Here is a 26,906-nt window from a genome sequence, read left to right on the forward strand (position 1 = left end):
TCTTTAATACCAAATATGGAATTGTGATAATCGACTACCTAATAAGAAATTTATCAAAACAAATAGAAAGGCATAAATATGTATCCAAGCATAATTTGTCCCTACAATCTTTGCTGACTTTCTTATCAATAAAACAAGAATATAAATCACTAACACTATAAAAGAATTGACTATCTTTATATCATAAAGTGGAAAACCCTCTAATGATATATATGCCCATTCTAACCCAAGAACTAAACTTACAAACAATAATGGAATTCCTGTTAAAATGGACAGACTCATTCCGTTTGCAGCTTGTTGCAGTGAAGGCAATCGTGTGAATTGTTTTGTCCATTTCTTCTGTTTTAGCACTTTATATAAGATTAAGTATAATGTCGAAAAAACAAATGATAAAGCAAAAGCTGTATAAGCTAATAATCCAAACATAATATGGATGAATAATAATTCCGATTTAAGGTTATCTCCTACTAACGATTGAGACATCGGATTTGGTGCAAACGTATGTATCGTCATAAAAATAAACCCAATCAAATTCATAAAGAATGCTGGAAGGTCCAATCTAAATACTAACTGTAAAACAAGCGAAAGCATAATGATGAGCCAAGCATAAAAGTATATCCCTTCAAACAACGAAAGAATTGGAAAACGCTTCATCTCCACCATATACATAACTAAAAATATTGTTTGTAATGTACCAACCGCAAAAAGCAACCATACAGCTAACCGATGTGCTCGTTGATCCTTTTGTAAGTAATCTATAAAGTAAAAGACAAGGCTTATAGCTTGAAGAATGACCATAATCTCATGAAGCCTTGTCATCGTCAGATCAGTCATGTTATTCTCCTTTTACATAGTAAAAAGGCGTTTGTAATATCTATTTGTCTCCATACAGATATTAAAACGCCTCCTTTACTTAGTTATATAATAAATTCTCTTTTAAATTTTGCGAATCCATTAAAGTTTGCTTTAAATTGATTTTCGCTTTTTCTGCTTGCATAGCAACTTCCTTTTGTACATCTTCTTCTATACCAAAGATTTGTTGGAATAGTTGAAGCTGTGCAGCAGGGTCTTTTGCTACTGATAATTCTTTTACTTGTAAAATTGGTTCTTTTAATAACTGATTGACAATTGATTTAGTATGCTTATTTAATATTTTACGTTCACGATCCGTTAAATTAGGCATTTTGTTTTCAATTGACGCCATAGTTTCAGACTGAATCGTATTCGCTTTTTGACGTAAAGCCGAAATAATAGGTACTACTCCAAGCGTCGTTACCCAGTCATTAAACTGTTCAATTTCCGTTTCGATCATGAGATTAATCTGCTGAGCAGCACGTTCTCTTTCAGCTAAGTTAGCTTCCACGATTCCTTGTAAATCATCAATATCATACAAGAACACATTAGCAAGGTCGCCAATACGTGGATCTAAATCACGTGGTACAGCTATATCCACCATGAACAAAGGCTTCCCTTTACGAAGACGCTCTACAAATTGCATTAGTTCAAGATCAATTACAAATTCAGTTGAACCAGTTGAACTGATAAGGATATCAGCTTCTAATAATGCACATTGAAGCTCGTCCATCGGTTTAGCATTGCCGTCAAACTTAGAAGCAAGCTCCTTCGCTTTCTCAAAAGTACGATTAATCACCGTTACCTTTTCAGCTCCGCTACCATGAAGATTTTGGATCGCAAGCTCGCCCATTTTCCCAGCACCTAAAATTACGACGTGCTTATGATTTAGTGAACCAAATATTTTCTTCCCTAGTTCTACTGCTGCATAAGAAACGGAAACAGCGTTTTCTCCAATTGCAGTCTCTGCATGTGCACGTTTGGCAAACGTGACTGCCTGTTTAAATAATTGGTTGAAAACAGTTCCTGTAGTTCCGTTTTCTTGTCCATTTAGGAAGCTTTTCTTCACTTGTCCTAATATTTGTGTTTCCCCAAGTACCATCGAATCGATGCCCGCTGTAACGCGGAACAAATGATTATTCGCTTGGTCATCCTCGTGAACAAATAAATAGGTAGATAAACTTTCTAACGGAATATCAAACCAATTCGCTAAAAATTGCTTTACATAGTATTTACCCGTATGAAGTTGATCTACAGTAGCGTAGATTTCCGTACGGTTACAAGTAGATACGATGACATTTTCTAATATACTTTTTTGGTCTTGTAGTGCCTGCATCGCATTAGGTAACTCCGCTTCTACAAACGACAGTTTCTCCCGAATTTCGACAGGAGCAGTACGATAATTGACACCAACCACGATTGTATGCATGGAATAGGTCTCCCCTTCACGTTCAATTCATTAATCCAATTATATCATAGCTTCACGCTAGTTCCTTGCTTATTTGTGAACAACGTATGAAATCTTATTTAGAATTATTATAAATTAATAATAACAAACAATATTCGTCAATTCAAACATTCTGATTCAAATAATAAAAGTAGGACAATTCAAACAATATAAACGAATGTAAGCTTGGTATTCCCTGAATGGATAGTTTTTAATCTTTCATCTATGTACTTTCATAAAGAACTTAATAAGGTAGAAATTCCAATTAGGTAGATCTATGCCATTTAAGTTCTCTATATTAATGTTAGGTGAAACAACCAAGGTATCTTTTGGTGGCTTTTAATGCCCTTAAAAAAGCAAGTCCTTGATCGACATATATCGCTCAAGAACTCACTCACTAAAATTCAATACTATTATTTATAAAGATAGTTACTATACTATCCATTAACCGGAAGTAGTCTTAGTCTAAAATTCTACTTTCAATCTCAGCCCAAGCTGCATCGAAACCTAAACCAGTGTCAGAAGAAAAAACAATTAATGGATCTGTTTTATCCATTTGCAGTTCATCTTTCACTATCTTTTTATGCTTATCCCATTTCCCTTTAGGAATTTTGTCAGCCTTTGTAGCAATAACAATACAAGGAATATTATAGTGCTTTAGGAAATCATACATCATACAGTCATCACCTGTAGGTGGATGTCTTAAATCCACTATTAAAACAACTGCTTTTAAAATGTTGCGAGAGGTAAAATAAGTTTCAATCATTTTACCCCAAGCAGCACGTTCTGTTTTCGATACTTTAGCATAACCGTAACCAGGTACATCGACAAATATTAAAGACTCTTCCAATTTGTAAAAGTTCAATGTTTGTGTTTTACCTGGTTTAGATGAAATTCGGGCCATACTTTTTCGACCAATCATCTTATTGATAAAAGATGATTTTCCTACATTCGACCGTCCAGCTAAAGCTATTTCAGGTAAATCACCCTCTGGATATTGCGCTGGTCTTACTGCACTGATTAATAATTCTACATTATGAATTTTCATAATTATGCCTCCTCTAGAGCCAGTTGAAGCACCTCTTCAGCATCGGAAACAAAATGGAACGTCAATACTTCGCGAACACTTTCTGGTATATCTTCAATATCGCGCTCGTTGTCTGCCGGACAAATAATAGTCGTCAAACCTGCACGATGTGCACTTAGTGTCTTTTCTTTTAAACCGCCAATCGGTAATACTCTACCTCTAAGCGTTACTTCTCCTGTCATACCTACTTCACGTTTAATAGGTCGCTTAGACAATGCAGAAACAAGAGCTGTTACTATAGTAATTCCAGCTGAAGGTCCATCCTTCGGAACAGCACCCTCCGGAACGTGAATATGGATATCCTTGTTTTTATAAAATGTTGGATCAATTCCAAACTCTTCTGCTTTTGAACGTACATAAGATAACGCAGTCTGCGCAGATTCCTTCATCACATCACCTAGCTTACCAGTCAATTGGAGCTTGCCAGTTCCCGCAGATAACGAAACCTCAATTTGAAGAGTATCACCACCAACAGTAGTGTAAGCTAGCCCTGTTGCTACCCCTATTTGGTTCTCTGTTTCCGCTTGACCATATCTAAATTTGCGTTTACCGATAATGTTTTCAAGATTTTTCGTTGTAATGGAAACTCTCTTTTTATCACCCGAAACAATTTGAAGAGCAGCTTTACGACAGAGATTTGCAAGTACTCGCTCTAAACTACGGACTCCCGCTTCTCTTGTATAATGTCGGACTACATCTAGTAAAGCATCGTCTTTCAGTTGTAGTTGACCTTTTGTTAGACCATGCTCTTTTAACTGTTTAGGCAATAAATGATTCTTTGCGATAGAGAGCTTTTCTAACTCCGTGTAACCAGCAATGGAGATAATCTCCATACGATCACGTAAAGGGCCAGGAATAGTACTTAAATCATTTGCAGTAGCGATGAAAAGAACATTTGAAAGATCGTATGTCTCTTCGATATAATGATCACTAAATGAATTATTTTGTTCAGGATCTAATACTTCTAGCATCGCAGCGGAAGGATCTCCTCGGAAGTCATTCGACATTTTATCGATTTCATCCAGTAAAAACAGCGGGTTAATCGTTCCTGCTTTTTTCATCCCTTGAATAATGCGACCTGGCATTGAGCCTACATAGGTTCTTCGATGTCCACGAATTTCCGATTCATCTCGAACACCACCAAGTGAGATACGCACAAAGTTACGCCCTAAAGACTCCGCAATAGATTTTGCCAAGGAAGTTTTACCAACACCTGGAGGACCTGCTAAACAAAGAATTGGACCTCTTAAAGATTTAGTTAACTGTCTAACAGCCAAATACTCTAACACGCGCTCTTTGACAGATTCTAATCCATCGTGATCTCTATCCAATATTTTTTCAGAACGCTTTATATCTAACTGATCTTCCGTTGATTTAGACCAAGGAATAGAAACGATCCAATCGATATAGTTACGTATAACTCCACTTTCTGGAGCCTGCGTAGGAAGTTTTTCATAGCGATCTAATTCTTTTAACACATTTCTTTTCGTATCATCAGGCAAACCTGCTGCTTCAATACGCTTTTTGAGTTCCGCTACTTCCCCGGTTTTACCTTCTTTATCGCCAAGTTCGGTTTGAATCGCTTTCATCTGTTCACGAAGATAGAACTCTTTTTGTGTTCTTTCCATCGCATTTTTGACTCGTGTATTAATCTTCTTTTCCAAGTCTAATATTTCTTGTTCATTGTATAAACGACTTATTAACCATTCTAAACGTTCTTTTACATCCATTATTTCTAATATTTCTTGTTTACCAGAAATTTTCAATGGCAGATGTGAAGCTACCATATCCGCCAAACGACCTGGTTCTTCAATATCAGTTACTGAATTGAACGTTTCTTCGGAGACACTCTTAGATGATTTTGAATACTTTTCAAAATTATGTACTAGCGTACGCATAAGTGCCTCGTCTTCTTGATCCACTTTTTCTGGCTCAATAAATGCAGTAACTGCAACTTCGTCGAATGTATCAAGATGATTAAAATCATCCCAAATACCACGTTGTAATCCTTCTACTAAAACCCGCATTGTACCGTTTGGCAATTTCACCATTTGTTTTACTTTTGCAATGATACCTACATCATACAGATCTTCCATATCAGGTTTTTCGATGGTCATATCTCTTTGAACAGATAGAAATAACTTTTCCTCTCGAATCATCGCCTCGTTGAGTGCAGCTATAGAACGTTCACGTCCTACGTCTATATGTAAAATCATCGTAGGATAAACAAGTAAGCCTCTAAGAGGCAACACTGGATAAAATACTTTATTTTCTTTAGTCATTTGGGTAGTCACCTCCAACTTATTCTGTCCGTAGTTTCATCAATAATGCTTGTTATAAAAAAAGTTCCTTTGAAGTTGAAAAAGCTGACATCCTTGCATGCGCTAAGCACGCGCAGATGGAAGCCAGCTTTTTCAATGGCTAATTAAGCCGATGTTTTTTCATTATCTTTATCTAATTCTGTACCATCCTCTAATAATAACTTAGGTTTGGCCTTATCTGTAATAGATTCTTTCGTTATGATACATTCGACAATGTCATCTCTAGATGGCAATTCAAACATTACATCTAGCATGATGTTTTCAATGATTGAACGTAGACCACGAGCACCAGTTTTACGTTCAATTGCCTCTTTAGCAATAGCTATTAATGCATCATCTTCAAATGTTAACTTCACATTATCCAACTCAATCATTTTTTGATATTGCTTAGCAAGAGCATTTTTTGGCTCTGTTAGAATTTGAACTAATGCACTCACGTCTAACTGCTCTAAGCTTGCAAGTACTGGCAGACGTCCGATGAATTCTGGTATTAAACCAAATTTCAATAGATCCTCTGGTATTAATTGCGAAAGTACTGAACCTTCAGCAACTTCTACTTTGTTCGGATCAGCTCCGAAACCAATAACTTTTTCACCTAAACGACGTTTGATGATTTGTTCGATGCCGTCAAATGCTCCACCCACAACGAAAAGAATATTCGTTGTATCAATTTGTAAGAACTCTTGGTGCGGATGCTTACGGCCGCCTTGTGGTGGTACACTTGCAACAGTACCCTCTAATATTTTTAGAAGTGCTTGTTGTACACCTTCACCAGAAACGTCTCGTGTAATAGAAGGATTCTCTGATTTACGAGCTACTTTATCAATTTCATCTATATATATAATTCCTTTTTCAGCACGTTCGATATCATAATCAGCTGATTGAATTAGTTTTAAAAGGATATTCTCAACATCTTCCCCTACATATCCTGCTTCTGTTAACGAAGTTGCATCTGCAATTGCAAATGGTACGTTAAGAATTCTAGCAAGTGTTTGGGCTAGCAATGTTTTACCACTACCAGTTGGACCTATTAATACTATATTTGATTTAGCTAATTCTACTTCGTCAATGACACTATTGGAATTAATGCGTTTGTAATGGTTATAAACTGCAACTGCAAGTGATTTTTTTGCTCGTTCTTGTCCAATTACATATTCATCTAATATAGCTAAAATTTCTTTTGGTTTTGGAACTTCTTTAAACTCTACTTCTTCTTCAATTCCTAGCTCTTCTTCTACAATTTCAGAACAAAGGTCGATACATTCATCACAAATATATACGCCTGGTCCTGCTACTAGCTTACGAACTTGTTCTTGTGGTTTACCACAAAAAGAACATTTTAAGTTCCCTTTTTCATCATTGAATTTGAACAAAATATTCACCCCTATTCAAGCAATTATGTTACAAGATTCTCATCAAGTAATCAAATAATACGTTTAAGTATGTTTTTAATATTGAAAAATCTATGTATATGATAGAACAAGGCACAGTTCTGAATGCTGTACCTTGTTCTATTAGTATTAACAACGTATGAATTTAAAATTAAGAAATTTTAGCGTTTTCCACTAAGAATTCAACTGTTTTTTGGAAACGTAAGTCATTTGCAAGAACGTCTGTACCACCAAGTGCACGTTTAATATCTTCAAGCTTCATATTGAACTGTGCGCTCATTTTTTCTAGTTCTGCATCGATATCTTCTTCAGTTGCTTCAATTTTCTCTTCTTTAGCAATTGCTTCAAGTGTTAATGAAACTTTTACGCGACTTTTAGCATCTTCTGTCATTTGAGTACGTAATGCTTCTTCGTCTTGACCAGAGAATTGATAGTAAAGATCTAAGTTCATACCTTGTTGCTCTAAACGTTGACCAAATTCTTGTAACATGCGGTCCGTTTCAGATTTGATCATTGCTTCAGGAATATCAATTGTTGCATTTTCTGCAGCAGCTTCTACTAATGTATCACGTAGTGTTTGAGCAGCTAATTGTTTTTTCTCTTCAGCAGTTGCTTCTTTTAGTTTAGTACGTAAAGCGTCGATACCTTCTACTTCAGCATCTACTTCTTTAGCAAAGTCATCATTAAGTTCAGGTAATTCTTTACCTTTAACTTCTTTAACAGTTACTTTAAATGTAGCAGATTTCCCTGCTAACTCAGCAGCATGGTATTCTTCTGGGAATGTTACTTCAACATCTTTTGCATCTCCAGTTTTAGCACCAACTAATTGTTCTTCGAAACCAGGAATGAAAGAATTAGAACCGATTTCTAGTGGATAATCTGTTCCTGCTCCACCTTCAAAAGCTTCTCCATCAACGAATCCTTCGAAGTCGATTACTGCAGTATCGCCATCAACGATTGCATCTTCTTTTACTACTAATTCAGCTAAACGAGTTTGATTACTTTTTAATTGCTCGTCGATTTCTTCATCAGTAACAGTTTCTTCTAGTTTAGTTACTTCAAGACCTTTATAGTCTCCTAGAGTTACTTCTGGTTTTACAACAACTTTAGCAGTGAATACTAAAGGTTGTCCTTTTTCCATTGTTACGATATCGATTTCTGGTTGGTCTACTGGATCAATTCCAGCATCTTCAACAGCATGGCCATATGCATGTGGCAAGATAATATCTAAAGCTTCTTGGAATAATGATTCCACACCATACATTTTTTCGAACATTTGACGAGGCATTTTCCCTTTACGGAAACCTGGTACGTTAATTTGTTTAACTACTTTTTTAAAGGCTTGATCCAATCCTTTTGATACTTCTTGTGCAGTAACTTCTACAGTTAATAAACCATTATTACCTTCTTGTTTTTCCCATTTTACAGTCTGATCCATTGACATATATTCTACCTCCAAATAATAATTTACAATAATTTAGCACCCTGCATATACTTATACAGCGCAGTTTTTCACTAATTATATTGACAACTTGTATATTATAGCATAGATGAATAGAGTTTCAACATTATTCCTAACTCAAAACTTCTACTGATTTTTCCAGTTCAATGAGTAACTGAAAGAACTCATCAGGCTCCAATTCACTATTCCCAAATAATGCATCTACATATTCCATGTATTTGTTAGCTACTGTTTCATTAGTATATCCTACCCAGTCAAACGGAAACAAGGTATATGCATGGCGATGAACCATTTCCAAGGTCATTTCAAGCTTAGTAGGATCTTTGGATAAGGAGTTCTCTATATATTGTTTGATAGATTCTACTCGATCAACCGCTGTGCTTTCTGGAGGTGCTGTCGGAATTACCGTTTCCTTAAACCCGAACTTTTCTACGGTAACCTCATTTTGTACTCCCGCTGCTCCAAGAAGTAAAAGAGCTAGTGATTTAATAGTAGGAATGATATCAGAGCTTTCGATGATTGTAATGATATCCTTCGATATGACCATTACATCTGTTTGGAATGCCATTTGTAATAATTGTTCTTGTTGTCCATAAGGTAGTTTTTTAAAGTTCACTAATTTAAACTGGTCCTTGTCCATTTGAGTGTGGACCTCTTCATCTACTGAGAAGGATGTGTCTGATAACATCTTGATGCTTAGTTCTTTAAGCTGTTTAAAATTTTTCTTCTGTTGAAAAGTATAGGTAGAATCCTTCATTAATCCATCTAATACTTCGTTTAACTGATTGTATTCTTTTAGGTCAAGTAATATTGTCAAATATAATTCTATAACCTGTTCAAAAAAAGGAGACTTTTTTTCGTAAAGAGTTTCACATATTTTCTTTGCGTCTGTAGCTCTCCCTGTTTCTAGCAAAGATAAAATGTAGACACTTTGGACCATGTCACTCAGTTCCTTATATTTGTTAGCCTCGTCAAAACAAGAGACCGCTTCCATAAAGTTATTCTCTTCCGCAAATTTAAGTCCCTTTTCAACATAGTTTTCGATCATTCCAGGGAATAAAATGACGTTTTCATCCTTCATAATGGGATGATTCTTTTTTTTCATTATAATTCGCCACCTTCACTAGCTTATGTATGTACTCAATTATATACACTATATCATTTATTCTAGATACACCGATACAATCTTATAGAAATTTTGAATAGAACAAAGAAATGCGCCTAATCGGCAAGTGATCAGGAGCATCTCTTTTTAACACCTATATTATCGATGTAAATTACTATCTTCTTGTGTACTAATTGTGTCTTCTTTGTAGTTTCCATCTTCTTGCTTTTCATGTTTTTTTTCTTTTCTTTTATCTATTTCTTCAATTTTGCTTGGCTGTTCTTGAGTAGTGTTTGGATCTTCATCGTTTCGTATTTTACGGTCTTGGTTAGTCATTTTTTATTCTCTCCTTTTTACAAAATTATTAAATGATTATATTTAGTAGATTCCCTGTATTTTGAGTTATAAACTTTTATTTAAATAATTGGCTTGCTAGTCTTTCACAGCTTCTTTGATCAAAATAATCTAAAAACCGTGTCCCCTCTTTGAAGTAGGGATTTGTTGAATGTCCATCTATTAGAATCAGATCCATATATTTTTTAACTTCCTCAGTCGTGTCGGCTTTATAGCCAAATAAGTCCTTGTCTAGATCGATATAAGAACCACGCATGTTCAAATACTCTTTTTGATCAAAAGTAAAAAAGATAATGGGTTTGTTCATATATAAAAAATCCCATGCAATACTAGAATAGTCAGTGAGAAGCATATCGGCTTCTTTCATTTCATTTCCAATGGAAATTTCATCGAAACTATAAAACTTAATATTTGTTGCAGTTGTTTGCATTTTAGTGAAATATTGTTCAAACTTTTTCATAAACGGGTGAAGGACTACTTTCACTTTAACTTGTCGATTTTCGAACAGAGTTAATAAATGATTATCAGAAAGAACTTCCACCGTTTTTTTAAAATAATCACTATTTAAAAAGTCTTCTTCTGAAAGATCGAATAACCATTCCCTCCATGTAAACATGATGAGAACATTTTCCACACGACTCGCTGGGCTATTATATTCATAATTATCAAATCGAGCCATTCCCGTTACTAAGAGTTTCTCCTCTGGTATCCCCCACTCCTTTAACTTAATGCCTTTCTCATACTCTGATACACAATTGAAATAATTGCATCGGGATAGTAAAGGTATATCTTCCTCTTGAATTAGTATTTTCTTAAACCCTTCAATACCATGACTAATATGAGTCATGATTGTTTTTCTGTTGAAAAATATGTATTTATCGATAGATGGGGCAATATCAAATGAAAGTGAATGTCCATGTATCGTATGGTCTGCTCTAAAAAATAGTAAGTAATTTTTTAGAGTTCCTAATTTAACAGCATTGGGTATATTTAGTTTGCGAACGTATGTAGTAGAAGAATCATACATCCAATAAATATCCAACTCCTTTTGATAGTTTTCTACTAGATATCGGTGAAAGACAGAAGCATTGTCTTCATATTTTTCTCCTAAATTTCCTCCTACAAGGACAATTTTTCTGTTAGACTTTTTCCTTATGAATTTAGATAGACCAAATGCAAATACTACTTTTAGAAAAGTAGAGATATTTTCAAATCTTTCTCTCTTCTTAAGCTCCATCAATTATCTCCCCTTATTGTCATCTTTCTTTCTAAATCCCCAAAATATTTCTTTATTAAACAATTTAGATGTTTAAGTTATCTGAAAAAAAGGAATAGTAATCCACTAATCTATTAATTATTTAGTACTAGAAAGAAAGGGGAAATTCTAATGTTAAAAAAAATACTATTTATTTCTGATCACGGAGATCCATTAGCTCCTCTAGGCAGTGAACAAGCGGGAGGACAAAATAATTATGTTAAACAACTAGCATGGGCTCTTGAAAAACTTGGTAACCAAGTAGACGTTATAACACACTGGTCAAATCCAAAAAGTCCTCAAGTAGAGAAGTTTGGCCATTCTAGCAGAGTTATTCGTATTGCGGCAGGTTATCGTAGGTATGTACCTAAAAATGAAATGTTCCAAATACTTCCTTCTTTTTATGAAGAAATAAAAGAGACTATCTCGATTTCTTCTTATGATATTTTACACACCCATTATTGGTTATCAGGTCTCCTAGGTTCTTATATTAAAGCAGAATATAATATCCCTTGGATTCATACAAATCATTCGTTAGGCATTGCTAAACAGCAAGCAACCGGAATTTTAGATACTATTCGAATCTCTACAGAGAAAATGATCTTAACTTCGGCAGATGCTATAGTAGCTACTACCAAAAATGAAGAACAACTTATATCAAATTTCGTTAATAATCCTTCTCCTATTTCTATAATTTCAATAGGAGTCCATCCTGCTTTTCACCCTAAAAAGTCGCAACTTCAAGGAACAGCAGCACCATACTTCGCTTTTGCAGGCAGATTACAAACTACGAAAGGTATTTATACACTGATTAATTCGTTCAGAACACTAGTAGAGTCTAACGATATAAATCCTTTAACGAAGCTAGTAATTGCGGGAGGAGATTCTTCCAGTATTAGTACCTCAACCAAACTTCCGAAGGATTTAAAACTACGCACTGCAATTCAAGGGTTAGAAAACAAAATTGAATTTATTGGATCTAAAACACAAAACCAGCTTGCTACGCTTTTTCAGCATGCATCAGCAGTCGTAGTTCCATCTTTTTATGAGTCCTTCGGTATGGTAGCAGCCGAAGCACAAGCGTGTGGGCGTCCAGTCATTGCTTCAAATGTAGGTGGTCTTTCTAACATAGTAAAAGATCGCGTTACCGGTCTTCATATTCAAAAAGCCAACGAAACTGATTTGACTAAAGCAATGACAACAATATTAACGAATAATTTATACACTGAAAAACTAGGTAAACAAGCAGCAATTTTTGCAAACAAAGAATTTAGTTGGGGATCAATTGTAAATAAGATGGAAAGATTATACGAGGTATTATTAGATGAAAAGAAAATTATATATGTTAGCAACAGATCTCGACGGTACACTAGTTGGGGATAAGGCAGCCCTGCAAAGACTTTTGCATTACTATAACGAGTCATTTCAAGACATATCCTTAGTTTATATTACAGGTAGACATTTAAACTCTGCCCTTTCGCTAATTGCCTCGGAAGAGTTACCAACACCAGATATATTAATTACTGACTTAGGGACAGCTATTTATAGATCCCCAATGCTTAAAAGAGATAAAGATTGGCAGCAACAAATGCGTATTAATTGGCAACCAGATGAAATCCTTAAACTATCGGGGACTTTCCCCTCTCTAAAAAAGCAGGCACTGCCAAATACTGACCGAATTTCTTTTACGGTAAATAACGATTATGAAGTTGTTCAGAAATTCGAAGCAAGATTAAATGCGAAAAACATTCCACACAAGCTAGTCTATAGCTCGAACCGAGATGTAGATATCCTTCCTGAGAATAGCGGAAAAGGAAATGCCCTCATATATGTACTTAACAATTTCGCCTGCAAAGAAGTTCAAGTATTAGTCGCAGGTGATTCCGGTAATGATCTTGAGATGCTTTCCTTAGGTTATCCGTCAGTGGTAGTCGGCAACGCTCAACCAGAACTAGCAAATATAAAAAATCACAGCAAGCTATTTAAGGCAACCCAAAACTACGCGGCTGGCATCCAGGAAGCATGGGCACACTTTTATGAAACTAACGAAACAGAAAGTATTCTATAGCTAGCCGAGCAATTATTAAAATATATGAAAAAAGGCAATCCCAAAACGATACTTAGGATTGCCTTTTAACTATGCAGTTTTTACGTCTGGGTTTTCTGACAGAATCTCGTATCGTTTTAAATCCGCTAAATATAACCTTTGATAAGTTGTTAAACTATGTTTTCTTACTTTACTTAAAGTAGAATGATCTACAAAATTAAAATCTGTGTTAAGCCGTTCAGCATTCATCCAAGCTGTCTCTTCAAATATAATATTCATCTCATGTTCTTCCATTAAGATACTAAGTAATTCTTTATCGTTATAGATTTCACTCACTAAATTACTATTTTTAGTTCGAAAGATTTCAATTGTCCGCTCCAATGATTCAAGCAATGCTGCTCGATCCACTGCATGACCTAATTCATGAATTGTTAATGTTTTTATATATGAATCCAAGGAAAGAGGCGCCTCTATTTCTTCCCAAGCACTTATTAAGCGAGTAAAATCGACACCTATATAGTGTCCAATGAAATTGTAACTCATATTTATACCAGATTCGTCCGGTCTAATTTCCAGATCAATATTAGCCGTTGTCATAATGTATTGGATAATCTCTTTTATATAATCATTAGTGTATCTGTTTAACATATATCTTTTTAACTGCCCCTTGCTTTGTTTGGTTTTACTCTTTCAACAAGATACACTATAGAACAATAGGATTCTAATTTCAATTGAAAAGTTTAAGAAAATATAAAAAAGCACAAAGCCAAATGGACTTTGTGCATAGCCTAAATTGTATTTTCAATTTCAGTAATTATGATTATTAAAGGTTATATTTGTCTGCATCTCTTTGTTTGTTTTCTCTTTCAGCTTCTTCAAAAACACTATCATCAATCTCCATTGGTCTTTTCCGAGCTTCTCCGCCCTTACGACCTAATTGTTCATAAAACTTATAGTCTTGATTATTGGAGGTTGCTTCCCCGCCGTTATGTCCCGCATCATTAACTGACCAATTTGGATTACTGTTTTTGTTGCGATTGTCCTGGTTGTTTGGCATTTTTATAATTCCTCCTTTAATATATTTTCGAGTTTTTTAGGCTCACTCTTTACATTCCCATATAGAAATGAATTAAACCTAAAATCCTTATTTTATTGTACATATCTATGAAAGTTAAGGTTCTATCAATAGAGGTCTTTTTTCGGAGGCATTGTAGTCCCATTTTTTCCTCCACCCAATAATAATGAGGTAATGGACTACTTTTTTAAAAAATTACTTCCCTCAAATTGGTTTTGGTGATAAGATACGAAGGTAGGTAATTTCGGTGCGTAAATTAGTATGATCGAATCTTAAATACATAAGTACAATAATCATGCACCCTATTTGGGTAATACAGGTCTCAGTAGCTCAGCTGGATAGAGCAACGCCCTTCTAAGGCGTCGGTCGGGGGTTCGAATCCCTCCTGGGACATACAATAACAAAAAAGAAGTCCAAAATTGGACTTCTTTTTTTCTAACTAAATATATTCTTTAGATGCCACTTGAAATATGGCTTGTTCTCTTCATATCGAGCAATTTTCTTTTTAGGTGAGATATTGTATATTAAATAATCTTCTTCTGGAATGGAGGAGGATATATGTAATCTGCCTTGTCCATCGAACGCAATATATCCTTTACTATATAAAGCATCATGATTACAACAAAGGAGTATACCATTAAAAGGATTTATCCTTTCAATATGAGTACTATCTTTCCATGGTTTAGAGTGACTTGCTTGAAGTAAAATAGGTAATTCAATATCGCACAAAGCACATTTATTCGCCCATAATGGTAATAATTCTTTCCTAAATTTTTCATGACCTTTACGAATCATTAATTTAACTTCAGATTCCATTTCCGCAATCATAGGAATAAAGTTGTTATGCTCGGTTCGACGTACGGTTCCAATGGCTAATTCCAGCTGCTCTTCATCTACACGGTATATGTTCAGATCACTAATAAGTTCTAGTAATTTTATTACAAGTTGCTCGTTACATGGATATAAATAGCCTGGGTTTCCATTACCATCTTGTTGAAAAGGTGAATACTTAATCGGAAGAAGTGGTGATATCTCACGGAAGTTTGATAGTACATTTAGAGGCTCTTCTAATTCATAGTACTCCAACTCTACTAGATAGTCGTTATCAGAAGTGTTCTTCTTTTGACTTTCTATATCTAACGTTTTAGATATTACATAACAATCCGTTTTAGCCACACTAATTGCCACAATATAACCTTTGACATAATGAAAGATTCTGTCCCCGACGTTTATCTCCTTCATCCTTAGCCAAGAATGAGGTTCTTGGCCTCCACTATCTTTTTGTGGAGATGTGATAATACCTAGTTCTCTTTCCACTTGATATGTTTCTCCTTGCATGACAACAAAGCTTTGCATTTATTCTACACTCCCTATAATACAGTCCGATTCAAATCTCACAGTAAAACCCGTTATTATTCTTAATGTACATCATATCATTTCATTTCAATAGATTCTTAATCCAATTATAGCATTTCGACTATGATTGAGTTACTTTTTATAAAATCTTAGAAATAAAAAAAGGGTTCAAGTCGCTTGGACCGAAGCCCTGACATAATCCCTTCCTAATTACAAACCCCTATTTTCACCTATTTACTATATGTCCCATGTATACTTATAAGTATTCGCTGAAAGTTGATTTTACTAGGGTTTATAGGTTTAATTCTATATTTAGATTTGAATATTAAAGCTACAGAGCTTATTGAGTAAAATCTGATATCTTCCTAATCTCATTCAGCTCTTCTAGTCGTGTGGAATCTTCTTCGAAATATTGAACAAGATTTTCAATTTTTATTATAGAACTCTTACTCATATGATGCTCGATTCCTTCAACATCCTTATATATATTTTCTTCATTAACCCCAATAATCCTTAAAAATCTTTCTAACAATTCGTGTAAGTGTACTAGACGTTTCCCCATATCGGTTCCTTTTAGAGTTAATATTAAGGGTTTATATTTTTCGTAGACTAAATATCCCCCTTTATCGAGTCTTTGAACCATTTTTGTGACTGATGAAGGATTAACCGACATAGCTTCGGCTATATCTGAAACTCGCGCGTAGCCCTTACTTTCGATGAGCAAATAAATTTCTTCAAGATAATCCTCCATGCTAGGTGTCGGCAATACAGGCCCTCCTTTACAATTGCACCATCAAAATTTCACTCTATTGTATGATTTCTTTTTGAAACTATAAATTAATTGTCCCTTGTACGGAAATCATATTAATATATTTTCATATACTTATTTCTTATTTTTCTATTAATCCACTTAAAATAATATCAATATTCCATTCCATCATTTTTATATAGGTGTCTCCGTCCTCCCCTGGTTTACCAATGGAGTCAGTAAAAATCTTCCCAAAAATCGGTACTCCGGTTTCATTAGAAACCATTTCCATGCTACGAGGGTCTAAACTTGTTTCAACAAATAAGACAGGGTTTGTTTTCGAACGGATAAAATCAACAACAGCCTTTACTTGCTCAGGTGACCCTTGGTTTTCTGCGTTAATTTCCCAAATGTAGGCAGCTTCAAAACCATATGCTTCAGAGAAATATTTAAATGCCCCTTCGCTTGTAATCAATAGTCGTTGCTCTTGGGGAATTTTACTAAAACGTTTAACAGCCTCCTGATGTAGTTTCTCCAGCTTCAAGATATATTCTTTCGCATTTTTTTCATAAACATCTGCATGTTCTGGGTCGACTTTTATCAACCCATTTTTCACATTCTGGGCATACTTAATACCATTACGAACGTCTAACCATGCATGCGGATCTTCTTCTGATTCTTTTCCCTTGGATGTCAAATGTTTCGGCTCTACTCCTTCACTTAAACGAAATACCGGTGCCTCAATTCCCGTTTTACCTGCAGTAAGCAACAACTTTTCAAACCAGGAGTTCCCTCCTTCCAAATTTAGACCATTGTAAAAGACCGCATCTGCATCCGTTGTTAGTTGTACATCCTTTGGAAGTGGATCATATTCGTGTGGATTCGAACCAACTGGAGCCAAGGTATGAACTTCTACACGATTCCCACCAACATTCTTCACGATATCGTAGATAATTGAGTAAGTGGCAATAACGTGAATTTTATCATTTTTATCTTTCACTGAATTCACGGATTCTTTTCCACAGGCTGCAAGAAAGAACACCAAGGCAAGACTCATAATAAAAGGTAAAAGTTTAAAAAATTTCATCTATATCCTCCATTTTATATTATTAACGAGATAGCATTTCTCTTTTTCTAATGTTCTTAATAGCACGCCACACCAAGCCTTTTTTTGGTGAAAATACAAATGCAAGAATAAATAGTACTGTGGCTGCAAGCACTATTGCGGCACCTGATGCTAAATTATAGGTATAGCTGAAATACAATCCTAAAATGGACGATAACACTCCGATACCAGCCGAGAGGTAGAGCATAACCCAAAGACGATTTGTCAACAAGTATGCAGCCGCAGCTGGAGTGATGAGCATTGCTACAACAAGCACAATCCCGACTGTTTGGAGGGAAGCAACTGTCACCAATGTCAAAAGTGTCATTAAGAAATAATGAATAACTCTTGTTGGTAACCCATATGCCGCTGCCATAGTTGAATCGAACGAACTGACAAGCAGTTCTTTGTAAAAGGCATACACGCATACTATAACAAAAATTCCGATAAGCAATGTTGACCACATTTCCGATGGTCGAACCGCAAGGACGTTTCCGAATAAAATATGATACAAATCCGTACTACTTTTCATAAGTGTAATCATAATAATCCCAGACGCAAATGCAGCAGTGAACATAATCCCAATAGAAACATCATTTTTAATCCGACTGTTCTGACTTATAAAACCAATACCAAGTGAGGTCAACACCCCGGTAAATACAGCTCCAAAAAAGAAGTTAATACCAAGCATATAGGACAACGCAACACCTGGTAGTACGGCATGAGAAATCGCATCTCCCATCAGAGCCATCCCTCTCAAAATAATAAAACAACCGATCACCCCGCAAATAACACCTACCATAATGGAGGTAGTAAGTGCTTTTTGTAAAAAGCCATAATACATAAGTGCATCAATAAAATTTATCATGCTTTCGCCTCCAGATTTGTCAAAGGGGAAAATTGAATGTTATAAGCCTTTTCTAGTACTTCTGGTCGAATAACTTTCTCAACCACTCCGAAGTCAATGAGTTCTTTGTTCAAAAGGATTAGTTCATTGAAATATTCCTTGGCTTTTCTTAAATCATGATGAACGACAACAACGGTTTTTCCAAGATCACGAAGTTGCTTCAATATCAATATAATCGTTTCTTCACTCGTAACATCGACACCAACAAATGGTTCATCAAGTAAATAGATTTCAGGCTCTTGTGCCAATGCTCTTGCAAGAAACACTCTTTGTTGTTGACCACCAGAGAGTTCTCCAATTTGCCGTTTGCTAAATTCTGTCATTCCTACTTTTTCCAAACATTCATATGCAAACGCTTTGTCTATTTTCTTCGGGCGTTTAAATACACCTAATTTTGGATATGTGCCGAGTAGCACGGTATCAAAAACAGTAATAGGAAAATCCCAGTCAATGCTGCTTCGTTGTGGAACATAAGCTACTTTTGTCCTCATTTCCTTAATCGTCTTACCTAGAATAGCAACCTCACCTTTTTCCTTTTGAATAAGGTTTAATAACGCTTTTAATAATGTCGACTTTCCTGCACCATTTGGTCCAATAATACCTACTAACTTTCCTTCTTCAACTGTGAAACTGACATTTTTCAAAGCCTCGCTACCGAAGTAAGACACATATAATTCTTTTACAGCAATGGCTGTCTTCACAAATAACCCCTCCTACGCTAATGTTTAATACTCGAAATTTGCACAAAGGCAATTTTCTTTACGCAATATTCTTTCCCGAAGGAAACTTTTAAACTAAAAAAAAGCAAACTATTTGTTAATGATGTTTGGAAAGTACATTTTTGTCTTTTAAGTATATGAAGCTCAACTCATATTAGTTCCTCCAATACTAATATTAAAAAAATAAACACACTATTTTAAGAAAATGATCGTCCTCCCATTTATTAAGCGTACGAATTTTTGTTTCCATAAAGAACTATTCCAGCTTAAATATTGTTACCAGTTACCAATTTTTTTACTAATTTTGACTACCGATGCTTTATCAATTATTCTTGAATTAACCCTCTGTTTACCGTTTGATCGGGAATAACATAATACTAGCTAAACCAAAATTCACATCAAACGATCTTAATTTTTGACATAACAAAAAAATCTCCATTCAATTGAATTGGAAGATAATATCATATTTTACTTAGCATAAAATAAGTGAGATAAAAAAAGGGATCAAGTCTCTTGGACCGTAGTCCAGACTTAATCCCAAATTCTATTTACTATGTATTTCTACTCTAAACTATTATGTCCCAGGAGGGATTCGAACCCCCGACCGACGCCTTAGAAGGGCGTTGCTCTATCCAGCTGAGCTACTGAGACAAGTACTCCCCCACCTAAACTGATAGGAAAGACAAGATTTATTATATAATGATAATGAAGTTAAGTCAATACTATTTCAAAAAAATTATAAAATAACTTTTTCAAGCAATTTATGTTCATCCGAATAAAACAAAACGGTCCAAATTTCCTCATTTCTCTCAGCAATTGCGTAGCTCTTTTCTTTCCGTCCACGGGGTTGCTGAAGACTGCCTGGATTGATAAATAGAATACCTTGCTGCATTTCTGCTCCTAATAAATGCGAATGTCCAAAGCACACGACCGATGCTTGTACCTCTTGCGCTCTATAAAATAGTGGCATTAAAGTAGATTTCACATTGTATTTATGACCATGAACGACTAATACTTTAGCATCCTCAACCGGAAATAATTCCTCTAAAGGAAAACGATCGTCTATATCACAATTACCACGAACAATATGCACTGGGTTATCAGTAAAATAATTCGCATTTAACTCGCTATCTCCACAGTGGATAATTGCATCTACCTCGCCTTGATGGCGCTCAATTAACTGTTCCATTATTTTGGTAGCACTATGGGTATCGCTCATAATCAACAATTTCATTTTACTCACCTATCCTTCAGAAATTATATCTTCCAAAACGAAAGAAAGTTTTTTTATTGCATTGCCGCGATGAGAAATAGCTCCTTTTTGTTCTGCTGTAAGTTCCGCCATCATTTTTTGTTCAGAAGGCACATAAAAAATTGGGTCATACCCAAATCCATTTGTTCCTTTTCTTTCAGTCCCTATAAATCCTTCACACGTCCCTCTGACAGTGAAAGGTTCTTTGTTTGGGGAAGCAACAGCGATTGCACATACAAATCGGGCTGTTCTTTCTGATTCTTTGGTGCCTTCTAGCTCTTTTAGCGCTTTATCTATATTTGCTTCATCACTTTTCTCTTCACCAGCATAGCGAGCCGAATAGATCCCTGGGCGTCCATCTAGTGCATCAATTTCTAATCCACTATCATCTGCGATAACCATTGACTGCAAATGGTTTGCTAGCGAAGTAGCTTTTAATAGTGCATTTTCTTCAAAAGTCGTACCTGTTTCTTCTATATCCATTTCCTCCGCCACATCATGAAGTGTTTTAACTTCGTATCCAAGCGGGTTAAACAATGCTTCAAAGTCTTTGGCTTTTCCTTTGTTTTTTGTAGCTATAATAATCTGTTTCATTTGATATCTCGTCCTTTTTTATAAATTTGTAAGCAGCTTCCATTCTTGTAGCACGATATTAGCTTCTTTTGTATAACGCCCAATAAGCAAAAGAAGACCCCGCTATTCGAGGATTCTCAAGCTAACAGGGTCATTTAAATGAAATTGTTCGAATATCTACATTCGGTATTTCTAACCATTTTTCTACAATCGTCTTAAAAATAGGTACAGAACCAGTTGTGTAGAAAATGGGTGTTTCCTTTTGTTGATCCGGATTATTCAATTTATGATATTGTAAATACTCTTGAACATCATGCGCAGTTTCTTCTGCAGATGAAAGTACCTTCACATGTTCTCCAACTGCCTCTTCAATATGCTTTTGCAACAACGGATAATGTGTACAACCTAAAATGACAGTATCAAACTGCTCTTTTTTTAATGGTGATAATGTTTCCATCACCATATTCCGAGCAAAATCACCTTCGTATTCATTACTTTCCACAAGCGGGACAAAAGTGGGACATGCGAGTGGAATCACTCTACTAGAGGAATTTAAATGCGCAATTGCCTCCTCATATGCACCACTTTTAATCGTACCGCTTGTACCTAGCACTACTATTTCATTACTTTTTGATGCTTTAATCGCCGCTCTAGCTCCTGGGAAAATTACACCTATTACAGGAAAAGGCATCTTCTTACTTAACGAATTAAGAGCGACTGCAGTTGCGGTATTGCATGCAATTACAAGCATTTTAATATTCATCTTCGCAAGAGCATTTGCCAATTGCCACGTAAATTTACGAACTTCTTCACTTGTTCTAGGTCCATACGGGCATCTAGCAGTATCACCAATATAAATTATTTTTTCATTTGGTAGTAGTTGCATAATTTCTTTTGCAACCGTTAATCCACCAACTCCAGAGTCTATAACACCAATTGGGGCTTTCACGTTAATTCCTCAGTTCTTCATCTCTTGATGTAATTTTTCTAATAATATTGCTAAATTTGCAACTTCAGCCTGATCGAAATGTTGAAGTACATCCTCTAAATACTGTTGTCGTTTATCTATAACCTCTTCTATGATTCGAGCGCCCTCTTCTAATAAATGTATACGAACAACACGACGGTCTTGTTCATCTCTTATACGCTTTACAAGTTCACTTTTTTCCATACGATCGATTAAATCCGTTGTTGTACTAAAAGCTAAATACATTTTATTGGATAAATCACCGATAGTCATATCACCCAACTCTAGTAACCATTGAAGCGCTACAAACTGTGGAGGCGTAATAGTATAAGTACTTAGTATTTCTCTACCCTTTTGTTTAATGATTCCAGATATATGTCGAAGCTCTTTTTCTAAAAAAGCAACTTGATCCTGGTCTAACATTGTCTTATTTATATCTTCTGCCATCTATTCCTTCACTCCTCAAAACAATAACCCTATTTCTATTATTGTGACGTGTTATGAGGAAAATGGCAAGGAATCATATCAATTTAACGATAGTTCACCTAATCGTAATAATTCTACAATCGCCTGTGACCTACCTGAAACGCCCAGTTTTTGTATTGTATTTGAAATATGGTTCCTTACTGTTTTTTCGCTTATCGTTAACAAAGTTGAAATTTCTTTCGTAGAATTATCTTCTACTAATAATTGAAAAATTTGACGTTCTCTACTTGTTAAAATCGAACGATGCTGTTTATTGTCGTACAATGCCATAGCCCCCTATCCACTCTCCTACTAACGTATGTAGCATGGGGATGGTAGGTGACGGCTAGTTAATACTCTTTTGAAAAACTTCTCGTTCCTCTTCAGACCACTTTGCTGCACGACCAGTTTTCTTCTCAATTTGAACAATAGAACCACGTCCAGTAAAGACAATTTCATCCTTATCGTTCTTGGCCATATAATGGATATCCACAGAAGAAGAGCCTATAGAATTTGCCTTCACATAAATGCGGAGCTTTTCGTCAAAGAATACTTGTTTTACATAATCACATTGCAAGTCAGCGACGACTGGTATTTTTTCTCCCTTTGGATTTAACCAATCATTCATAAGCTGTATATGCTTGAAGTATTCAATACGAGCATATTCAAAATAAGCAAAAGTCACCGTATTATTTAAATGACCATACATATCTGTTTCCGAAAAACGCACACTTACTTCCGAATGAAAATGGAAATCAGATTCCCATAACTCCATATCTTCTAGGTATTTAGCTCTCATATAAATTACCTCTCCTTCAAAATGAATGAATATTCATTTATTGTAACAGAGATAGAAAAAATCTGCATAGAATAAAAATATTCTACACAGATTTCCTTATTTTATCTATTGTCTAGCTTCAGAGCCTTTCCCCTCGAGGTTAAATGGGAATCTTTTCCGTCCAAACAAGTTGGACTGCAATCTTCCCATTTACTTGTCGGAGGCCTGCAGGAAGCGGGTCATGCAGTCGTTGCGACAGGATGTCGAGTACTTAGACTGTATACCTCTCAAAGGCGCTTACGCATTTCTATTAATCAACCATACGGTCGCTTCCGAAGAAGTCTTTGAACATTTGAACAGTTGTATCACGGTTCAAAGCAGCGATGGAAGTTGTTAGTGGAATTCCTTTTGGACAAGCAACTACACAGTTTTGTGCGTTACCACAGTTTGCAAGACCACCGTCTCCCATAATTGTATTTAGACGTTCATCCTTGTTCATAGAACCAGTTGGATGTGCGTTAAATAAACGTACTTGTGAAAGTGGTGCTGGTCCCATAAAGTTAGAACCACTGTTTACGTTCGGACAAGCTTCTAGACATACACCACAAGTCATACATTTAGACAGTTCATATGCCCATTGACGTTTGCGTTCTGGCATACGAGGTCCTTCTCCAAGATCGTATGAACCATCTATTGGAACCCATGCTTTTACTTTTTTCAAAGAATCAAACATGCGCGAACGGTCTACTTGTAAATCACGTATTACTGGGAATGTTTTCATTGGTGCCAATTGAATCGGTTGTGTCAGTTGATCGATTAAAGCCGAACAAGATTGACGTGGACGACCGTTTATAACCATTGAACATGCTCCACATACTTCTTCTAAACAGTTCATATCCCAAGTTACAGGACTAGTAGCTTTCCCATCTACATTTACCGGATTTTGACGTATTTCCATTAAGGCAGAAATAACATTCATATTTGGACGGTAATTTACTTCAAATTTTTCAAAGTAAGGTGTAGATTCAGGTGTATCTTGACGTAAAATTTCAAATTTTACTTTTTTTGTTTCCGTTGCTGTAACCATTATTAATTATCCCCTTTCGCAGAATAATCGCGTTTACGAGGTGTAATAAGTGATACATCTACTTCTTCATAATGGAATACTGGAGCTCCTGTAGCTGGATCAAATTTAGCCATTGTTGTTTTCAAGAACTCTTCATCATTACGTTCCGGAAAATCAGGTTTGTAATGTGCTCCACGGCTTTCATTACGATTAAGCGCACCTAATGTAATAACGCGTGCTAAATATAACATATTTTTTAACTGACGTGTAAATGATGCGCCTTGGTTAGACCATTGTTGTGTATCATCCATATTAATATTTTCAAAACGTTCAAGAAGTTCTTGGATTTTCTTGTCTGTTGCTTCAAGTTTGTCGTTATAACGAACAACAGTTACGTTATCTGTCATCCACTCACCAAGCTCTTTATGAAGTAAGTACGCATTTTCCGTACCTTTCATAGACATAACCTTGTCCCACTTCTCTTGTTCCAATTTAAGTTCAGCTTCAAAGATAGAATCATCCATGTCAATAGCATGAGTTTTTAAATGACTCATATAACTAACTGCATTCGGTCCTGCAACACTTCCGCCGAATACTGCAGAAAGTAAAGAATTAGCTCCTAAACGATTAGCTCCATGCTGTGAAAAATCACATTCACCTGCAGCAAATAATCCAGGAATATTAGTCATTTGATTATCATCTACCCACAGTCCGCCCATAGAATAATGAACTGCTGGGAAGATTTTCATAGGTACTTTACGAGGGTCATCACCTGTGAATTTCTCGTAAATTTCAATGATACCACCAAGTTTAACATCTAGTTCATGTGGATCTTTATGTGAAAGATCTAGATAAACCATGTTTTCTCCGTTGATACCAAGTTTTTGGTTAACGCATACATCAAAGATTTCACGTGTTGCAATATCACGAGGAACCAAGTTACCGTATGCAGGGTATTTTTCTTCTAAGAAGTACCAAGGTTTGCCGTCTTTATAAGTCCAAATACGACCACCTTCACCACGAGCAGATTCAGACATTAATCGTAATTTATCGTCACCAGGAATGGCAGTTGGATGAATTTGAATAAATTCTCCGTTCGCATAATATGCTCCTTGTTGATATACGATTGATGCAGCAGAACCAGTGTTGATAATAGAGTTAGTAGTTTTCCCGAAAATAATCCCAGGGCCACCAGTAGCCATAATTACAGCATCACCACGGAATGCTCGAATCTCCATTGTTAGAAGGTTTTGCGCTTTAATACCACGACATACGCCTTCGCTGTCTTTAATTATTCCAAGGAATTCCCATCCTTCGAATTTAGTTACTAAACCATCCACTTCAAAACGACGAACTTGTTCGTCCAGCGCATAAAGAAGTTGTTGACCAGTTGTTGCACCAGCAAATGCTGTACGGTGCATCATTGTCCCACCAAAACGGCGGAAATCTAATAATCCTTCAGGTGTACGGTTAAACATAACACCCATTCTATCAAACAAACTTATAATTCCAGGTGCTGCATCTGTCATCGCTTTAACTGGTTTTTGATTTGCTAAGAAATCTCCACCATATATAGTATCATCTAAATGTACTGCAGGAGAATCGCCTTCACCTTTAGTATTTACAGCTCCGTTAATACCGCCTTGTGCACAAACAGAGTGTGAACGTTTTACTGGAACGATAGAAAATAGGTCTACGTGCGTGCCATCTTCGGCAGCTTTCATTGTTGCCATTAAGCCAGCTAATCCACCGCCGACAACAATCAGTTTACTTTTTGCCATGCTATTCTCACTCCTCAATTTAATAGTAGTTGAACGACTTTAAAGTTTCTTAAACGAATGCTAGAAGAGCTTGTACGCCAACTACAGATAACGCTAAGAAGATAATTAAAGTTACATAAGTAACAATTTGTTGTGATCTTGCAGATTGTGTAATACCCCAGCTAACTAAGAATGACCAAATACCATTAGCTAAATGGAAAGTGGCTGAAACAACACCTACAATATAGAAACCTAACATCCATGGGTTAGATAAAATCTCTGCCATCATGTTAAAATTAACTTCTTTTGCTCCAATAGCAGCTTGGAAACGTGTTTCAAAAACATGCCAAGCGATAAATACAACTAAGAAAATGCCAGTAAATCTTTGTAATATAAATAAATAGTTTCTCAACGTTCCAAATTGCTTCGGATTATTTTTTGCAGTAAATGCAATGTAAATTCCGTAAAATGCATGGAACATTAATGGAATATAAATTACGAAGATTTCTAACATTAATCGAAATGGTAGACTCTCCATGAAGTGAGATGCACTATTAAATGCTTCTGCTCCTCTTGTAGCAAAGTGATTTACTACTAAATGCTGCGCTAAAAACAGACCTACCGGTATAATACCAAGTAAGGAATGCAGTCGACGCCAATAAAATTCGCGATCGTTCGACAAAACAATTACCCCCTCAAATTTCTGACTGAAAAGAATGAAAACTATCTCAAAAAAGCAAAAGTTCTCAAAAATTTCACATCATCAAGTTACGTATTTATGACATATCCATTGTACTCTCATCATTTTGGAGCG

General features: G+C 35.7%; 27 protein-coding genes and 2 tRNA genes. 3 read left to right on the forward strand and 26 right to left on the reverse strand.

The genetic code is table 11. From position 1 onward, the window contains the following. Window positions 1-3: 3 nt before the first annotated feature. The 9 genes from ccsA to MHI40_RS12125 all read right to left on the reverse strand — a co-directional run bounded on the left by ccsA (window position 4) and on the right by MHI40_RS12125 (window position 11,256). Window positions 4-834, reverse strand: a complete 831-nt coding sequence (gene ccsA, locus MHI40_RS12085) for a cytochrome c biogenesis protein CcsA (RefSeq protein ID WP_340762847.1) — start codon at window positions 832-834, stop codon at window positions 4-6. Window positions 835-913: 79 nt separating this feature from the next. Continuing rightward, window positions 914-2,281 carry a glutamyl-tRNA reductase gene (gene hemA, locus MHI40_RS12090; RefSeq protein WP_093536978.1) on the reverse strand — a complete coding sequence of 456 codons (1,368 nt, stop codon included), beginning with the start codon at window positions 2,279-2,281 and terminating at the stop codon, window positions 914-916. Between the two features lie 478 nt (window positions 2,282-2,759). After that, window positions 2,760-3,347 carry a ribosome biogenesis GTP-binding protein YihA/YsxC gene (gene yihA, locus MHI40_RS12095; RefSeq protein WP_093536977.1) on the reverse strand — a complete coding sequence of 196 codons (588 nt, stop codon included), beginning with the start codon at window positions 3,345-3,347 and terminating at the stop codon, window positions 2,760-2,762. Window positions 3,348-3,349: 2 nt separating this feature from the next. Next, window positions 3,350-5,668 carry an endopeptidase La gene (gene lon / locus MHI40_RS12100; RefSeq protein WP_340762848.1) on the reverse strand — a complete coding sequence of 773 codons (2,319 nt, stop codon included), beginning with the start codon at window positions 5,666-5,668 and terminating at the stop codon, window positions 3,350-3,352. Between the two features lie 143 nt (window positions 5,669-5,811). Beyond that, a complete protein-coding gene (gene clpX, locus MHI40_RS12105) occupies window positions 5,812-7,080 on the reverse strand; it encodes an ATP-dependent protease ATP-binding subunit ClpX (RefSeq protein WP_093536975.1) in 1,269 nt (422 codons plus the stop codon). 169 nt (window positions 7,081-7,249) lie between these two features. After that, window positions 7,250-8,536 (reverse strand): trigger factor, encoded by a 1,287-nt coding sequence (gene tig, locus MHI40_RS12110; protein WP_340764498.1) that lies wholly within the window; start codon window positions 8,534-8,536, stop codon window positions 7,250-7,252. 136 nt (window positions 8,537-8,672) lie between these two features. Further along, window positions 8,673-9,665, reverse strand: coding sequence for a hypothetical protein (locus MHI40_RS12115; RefSeq protein ID WP_340762849.1), 993 nt, complete (start codon window positions 9,663-9,665; stop codon window positions 8,673-8,675). Between the two features lie 159 nt (window positions 9,666-9,824). Then, window positions 9,825-10,001, reverse strand: a complete 177-nt coding sequence (locus MHI40_RS12120; RefSeq protein WP_340762850.1) for a hypothetical protein — start codon at window positions 9,999-10,001, stop codon at window positions 9,825-9,827. A 76-nt stretch (window positions 10,002-10,077) separates the two neighbouring features. Continuing rightward, complete coding sequence (locus MHI40_RS12125) at window positions 10,078-11,256, reverse strand: CDP-glycerol glycerophosphotransferase family protein (RefSeq protein WP_340762851.1); 1,179 nt, start codon at window positions 11,254-11,256, stop codon at window positions 10,078-10,080. A 150-nt stretch (window positions 11,257-11,406) separates the two neighbouring features. Between MHI40_RS12125 and MHI40_RS12130 the strand changes: the two genes are divergently transcribed. Further along, on the forward strand, window positions 11,407-12,657 hold the full coding sequence (locus MHI40_RS12130; RefSeq protein WP_340762852.1) for a glycosyltransferase: 1,251 nt from the start codon (window positions 11,407-11,409) through the stop codon (window positions 12,655-12,657). After that, complete coding sequence (locus tag MHI40_RS12135; protein ID WP_340762853.1) at window positions 12,599-13,342, forward strand: HAD-IIB family hydrolase; 744 nt, start codon at window positions 12,599-12,601, stop codon at window positions 13,340-13,342. The genes MHI40_RS12130 and MHI40_RS12135 overlap by 59 nt, the downstream gene beginning before the upstream one ends. Before the next feature lie 69 nt (window positions 13,343-13,411). Here the strand turns inward: MHI40_RS12135 and MHI40_RS12140 are convergent, their stop codons facing one another. Together MHI40_RS12140 and MHI40_RS12145 are read right to left on the reverse strand one after the other, a co-directional pair. After that, window positions 13,412-13,969 carry an integrase gene (locus MHI40_RS12140; RefSeq protein ID WP_340762855.1) on the reverse strand — a complete coding sequence of 186 codons (558 nt, stop codon included), beginning with the start codon at window positions 13,967-13,969 and terminating at the stop codon, window positions 13,412-13,414. A 175-nt stretch (window positions 13,970-14,144) separates the two neighbouring features. Beyond that, window positions 14,145-14,378, reverse strand: coding sequence for a stress-induced protein, KGG, repeat-containing protein (locus MHI40_RS12145; RefSeq protein ID WP_340762856.1), 234 nt, complete (start codon window positions 14,376-14,378; stop codon window positions 14,145-14,147). Between the two features lie 337 nt (window positions 14,379-14,715). On the opposite strand from MHI40_RS12145, the gene MHI40_RS12150 reads away from it, so the two are divergent. Beyond that, a tRNA-Arg gene (locus MHI40_RS12150) sits at window positions 14,716-14,789 on the forward strand. Window positions 14,790-14,831: 42 nt separating this feature from the next. Here MHI40_RS12150 and MHI40_RS12155 read toward each other — a convergent pair. The 15 genes from MHI40_RS12155 to MHI40_RS12225 form a co-directional block, all read right to left on the reverse strand. After that, window positions 14,832-15,752: an HNH endonuclease gene (locus MHI40_RS12155; protein WP_340762858.1), complete on the reverse strand. Its 921-nt coding sequence runs from the start codon at window positions 15,750-15,752 to the stop codon at window positions 14,832-14,834. 340 nt (window positions 15,753-16,092) lie between these two features. Next, the gene (gene mntR, locus MHI40_RS12160; RefSeq protein ID WP_093536968.1) at window positions 16,093-16,518 is read right to left on the reverse strand and encodes a transcriptional regulator MntR; all 426 of its coding nucleotides are present in this window, start codon (window positions 16,516-16,518) and stop codon (window positions 16,093-16,095) included. Window positions 16,519-16,642: 124 nt separating this feature from the next. Continuing rightward, a complete protein-coding gene (locus MHI40_RS12165; RefSeq protein ID WP_340762859.1) occupies window positions 16,643-17,587 on the reverse strand; it encodes a metal ABC transporter substrate-binding protein in 945 nt (314 codons plus the stop codon). Window positions 17,588-17,609: 22 nt separating this feature from the next. Beyond that, entirely contained in the window at window positions 17,610-18,470 is an 861-nt protein-coding gene (locus MHI40_RS12170) for a metal ABC transporter permease (protein ID WP_093537081.1), read from the reverse strand. Then, window positions 18,470-19,213 (reverse strand): metal ABC transporter ATP-binding protein, encoded by a 744-nt coding sequence (locus MHI40_RS12175; protein WP_340762860.1) that lies wholly within the window; start codon window positions 19,211-19,213, stop codon window positions 18,470-18,472. The genes MHI40_RS12170 and MHI40_RS12175 overlap by 1 nt, the downstream gene beginning before the upstream one ends. A 595-nt stretch (window positions 19,214-19,808) precedes the next feature. Continuing rightward, a tRNA-Arg gene (locus MHI40_RS12180) sits at window positions 19,809-19,882 on the reverse strand. An 85-nt stretch (window positions 19,883-19,967) separates the two neighbouring features. Continuing rightward, window positions 19,968-20,465 (reverse strand): metallophosphoesterase family protein, encoded by a 498-nt coding sequence (locus MHI40_RS12185; protein WP_340762861.1) that lies wholly within the window; start codon window positions 20,463-20,465, stop codon window positions 19,968-19,970. A gap of 9 nt (window positions 20,466-20,474) precedes the next feature. Then, on the reverse strand, window positions 20,475-21,077 hold the full coding sequence (locus tag MHI40_RS12190; protein WP_093536964.1) for an XTP/dITP diphosphatase: 603 nt from the start codon (window positions 21,075-21,077) through the stop codon (window positions 20,475-20,477). A gap of 130 nt (window positions 21,078-21,207) precedes the next feature. Beyond that, complete coding sequence (racE, locus tag MHI40_RS12195; protein ID WP_093536963.1) at window positions 21,208-22,005, reverse strand: glutamate racemase; 798 nt, start codon at window positions 22,003-22,005, stop codon at window positions 21,208-21,210. A gap of 9 nt (window positions 22,006-22,014) precedes the next feature. Further along, window positions 22,015-22,470 carry a MarR family winged helix-turn-helix transcriptional regulator gene (locus MHI40_RS12200; protein WP_093536962.1) on the reverse strand — a complete coding sequence of 152 codons (456 nt, stop codon included), beginning with the start codon at window positions 22,468-22,470 and terminating at the stop codon, window positions 22,015-22,017. A 78-nt stretch (window positions 22,471-22,548) separates the two neighbouring features. Then, complete coding sequence (locus MHI40_RS12205) at window positions 22,549-22,773, reverse strand: helix-turn-helix domain-containing protein (protein ID WP_245762675.1); 225 nt, start codon at window positions 22,771-22,773, stop codon at window positions 22,549-22,551. A 61-nt stretch (window positions 22,774-22,834) separates the two neighbouring features. Beyond that, window positions 22,835-23,287: an acyl-CoA thioesterase gene (locus MHI40_RS12210; RefSeq protein ID WP_340762862.1), complete on the reverse strand. Its 453-nt coding sequence runs from the start codon at window positions 23,285-23,287 to the stop codon at window positions 22,835-22,837. A gap of 289 nt (window positions 23,288-23,576) precedes the next feature. After that, on the reverse strand, window positions 23,577-24,353 hold the full coding sequence (sdhB, locus tag MHI40_RS12215; protein WP_093536959.1) for a succinate dehydrogenase iron-sulfur subunit: 777 nt from the start codon (window positions 24,351-24,353) through the stop codon (window positions 23,577-23,579). Window positions 24,354-24,355: 2 nt separating this feature from the next. Further along, window positions 24,356-26,113: a succinate dehydrogenase flavoprotein subunit gene (sdhA, locus tag MHI40_RS12220; RefSeq protein WP_340762865.1), complete on the reverse strand. Its 1,758-nt coding sequence runs from the start codon at window positions 26,111-26,113 to the stop codon at window positions 24,356-24,358. A 49-nt stretch (window positions 26,114-26,162) separates the two neighbouring features. Then, window positions 26,163-26,774, reverse strand: coding sequence for a succinate dehydrogenase cytochrome b558 subunit (locus MHI40_RS12225; RefSeq protein WP_093536957.1), 612 nt, complete (start codon window positions 26,772-26,774; stop codon window positions 26,163-26,165). Window positions 26,775-26,906 lie beyond the last annotated feature (132 nt).

It is taken from the genome of Psychrobacillus sp. FSL H8-0510 (assembly GCF_038008345.1).
GTDB lineage: Bacteria > Bacillota > Bacilli > Bacillales_A > Planococcaceae > Psychrobacillus > Psychrobacillus psychrotolerans.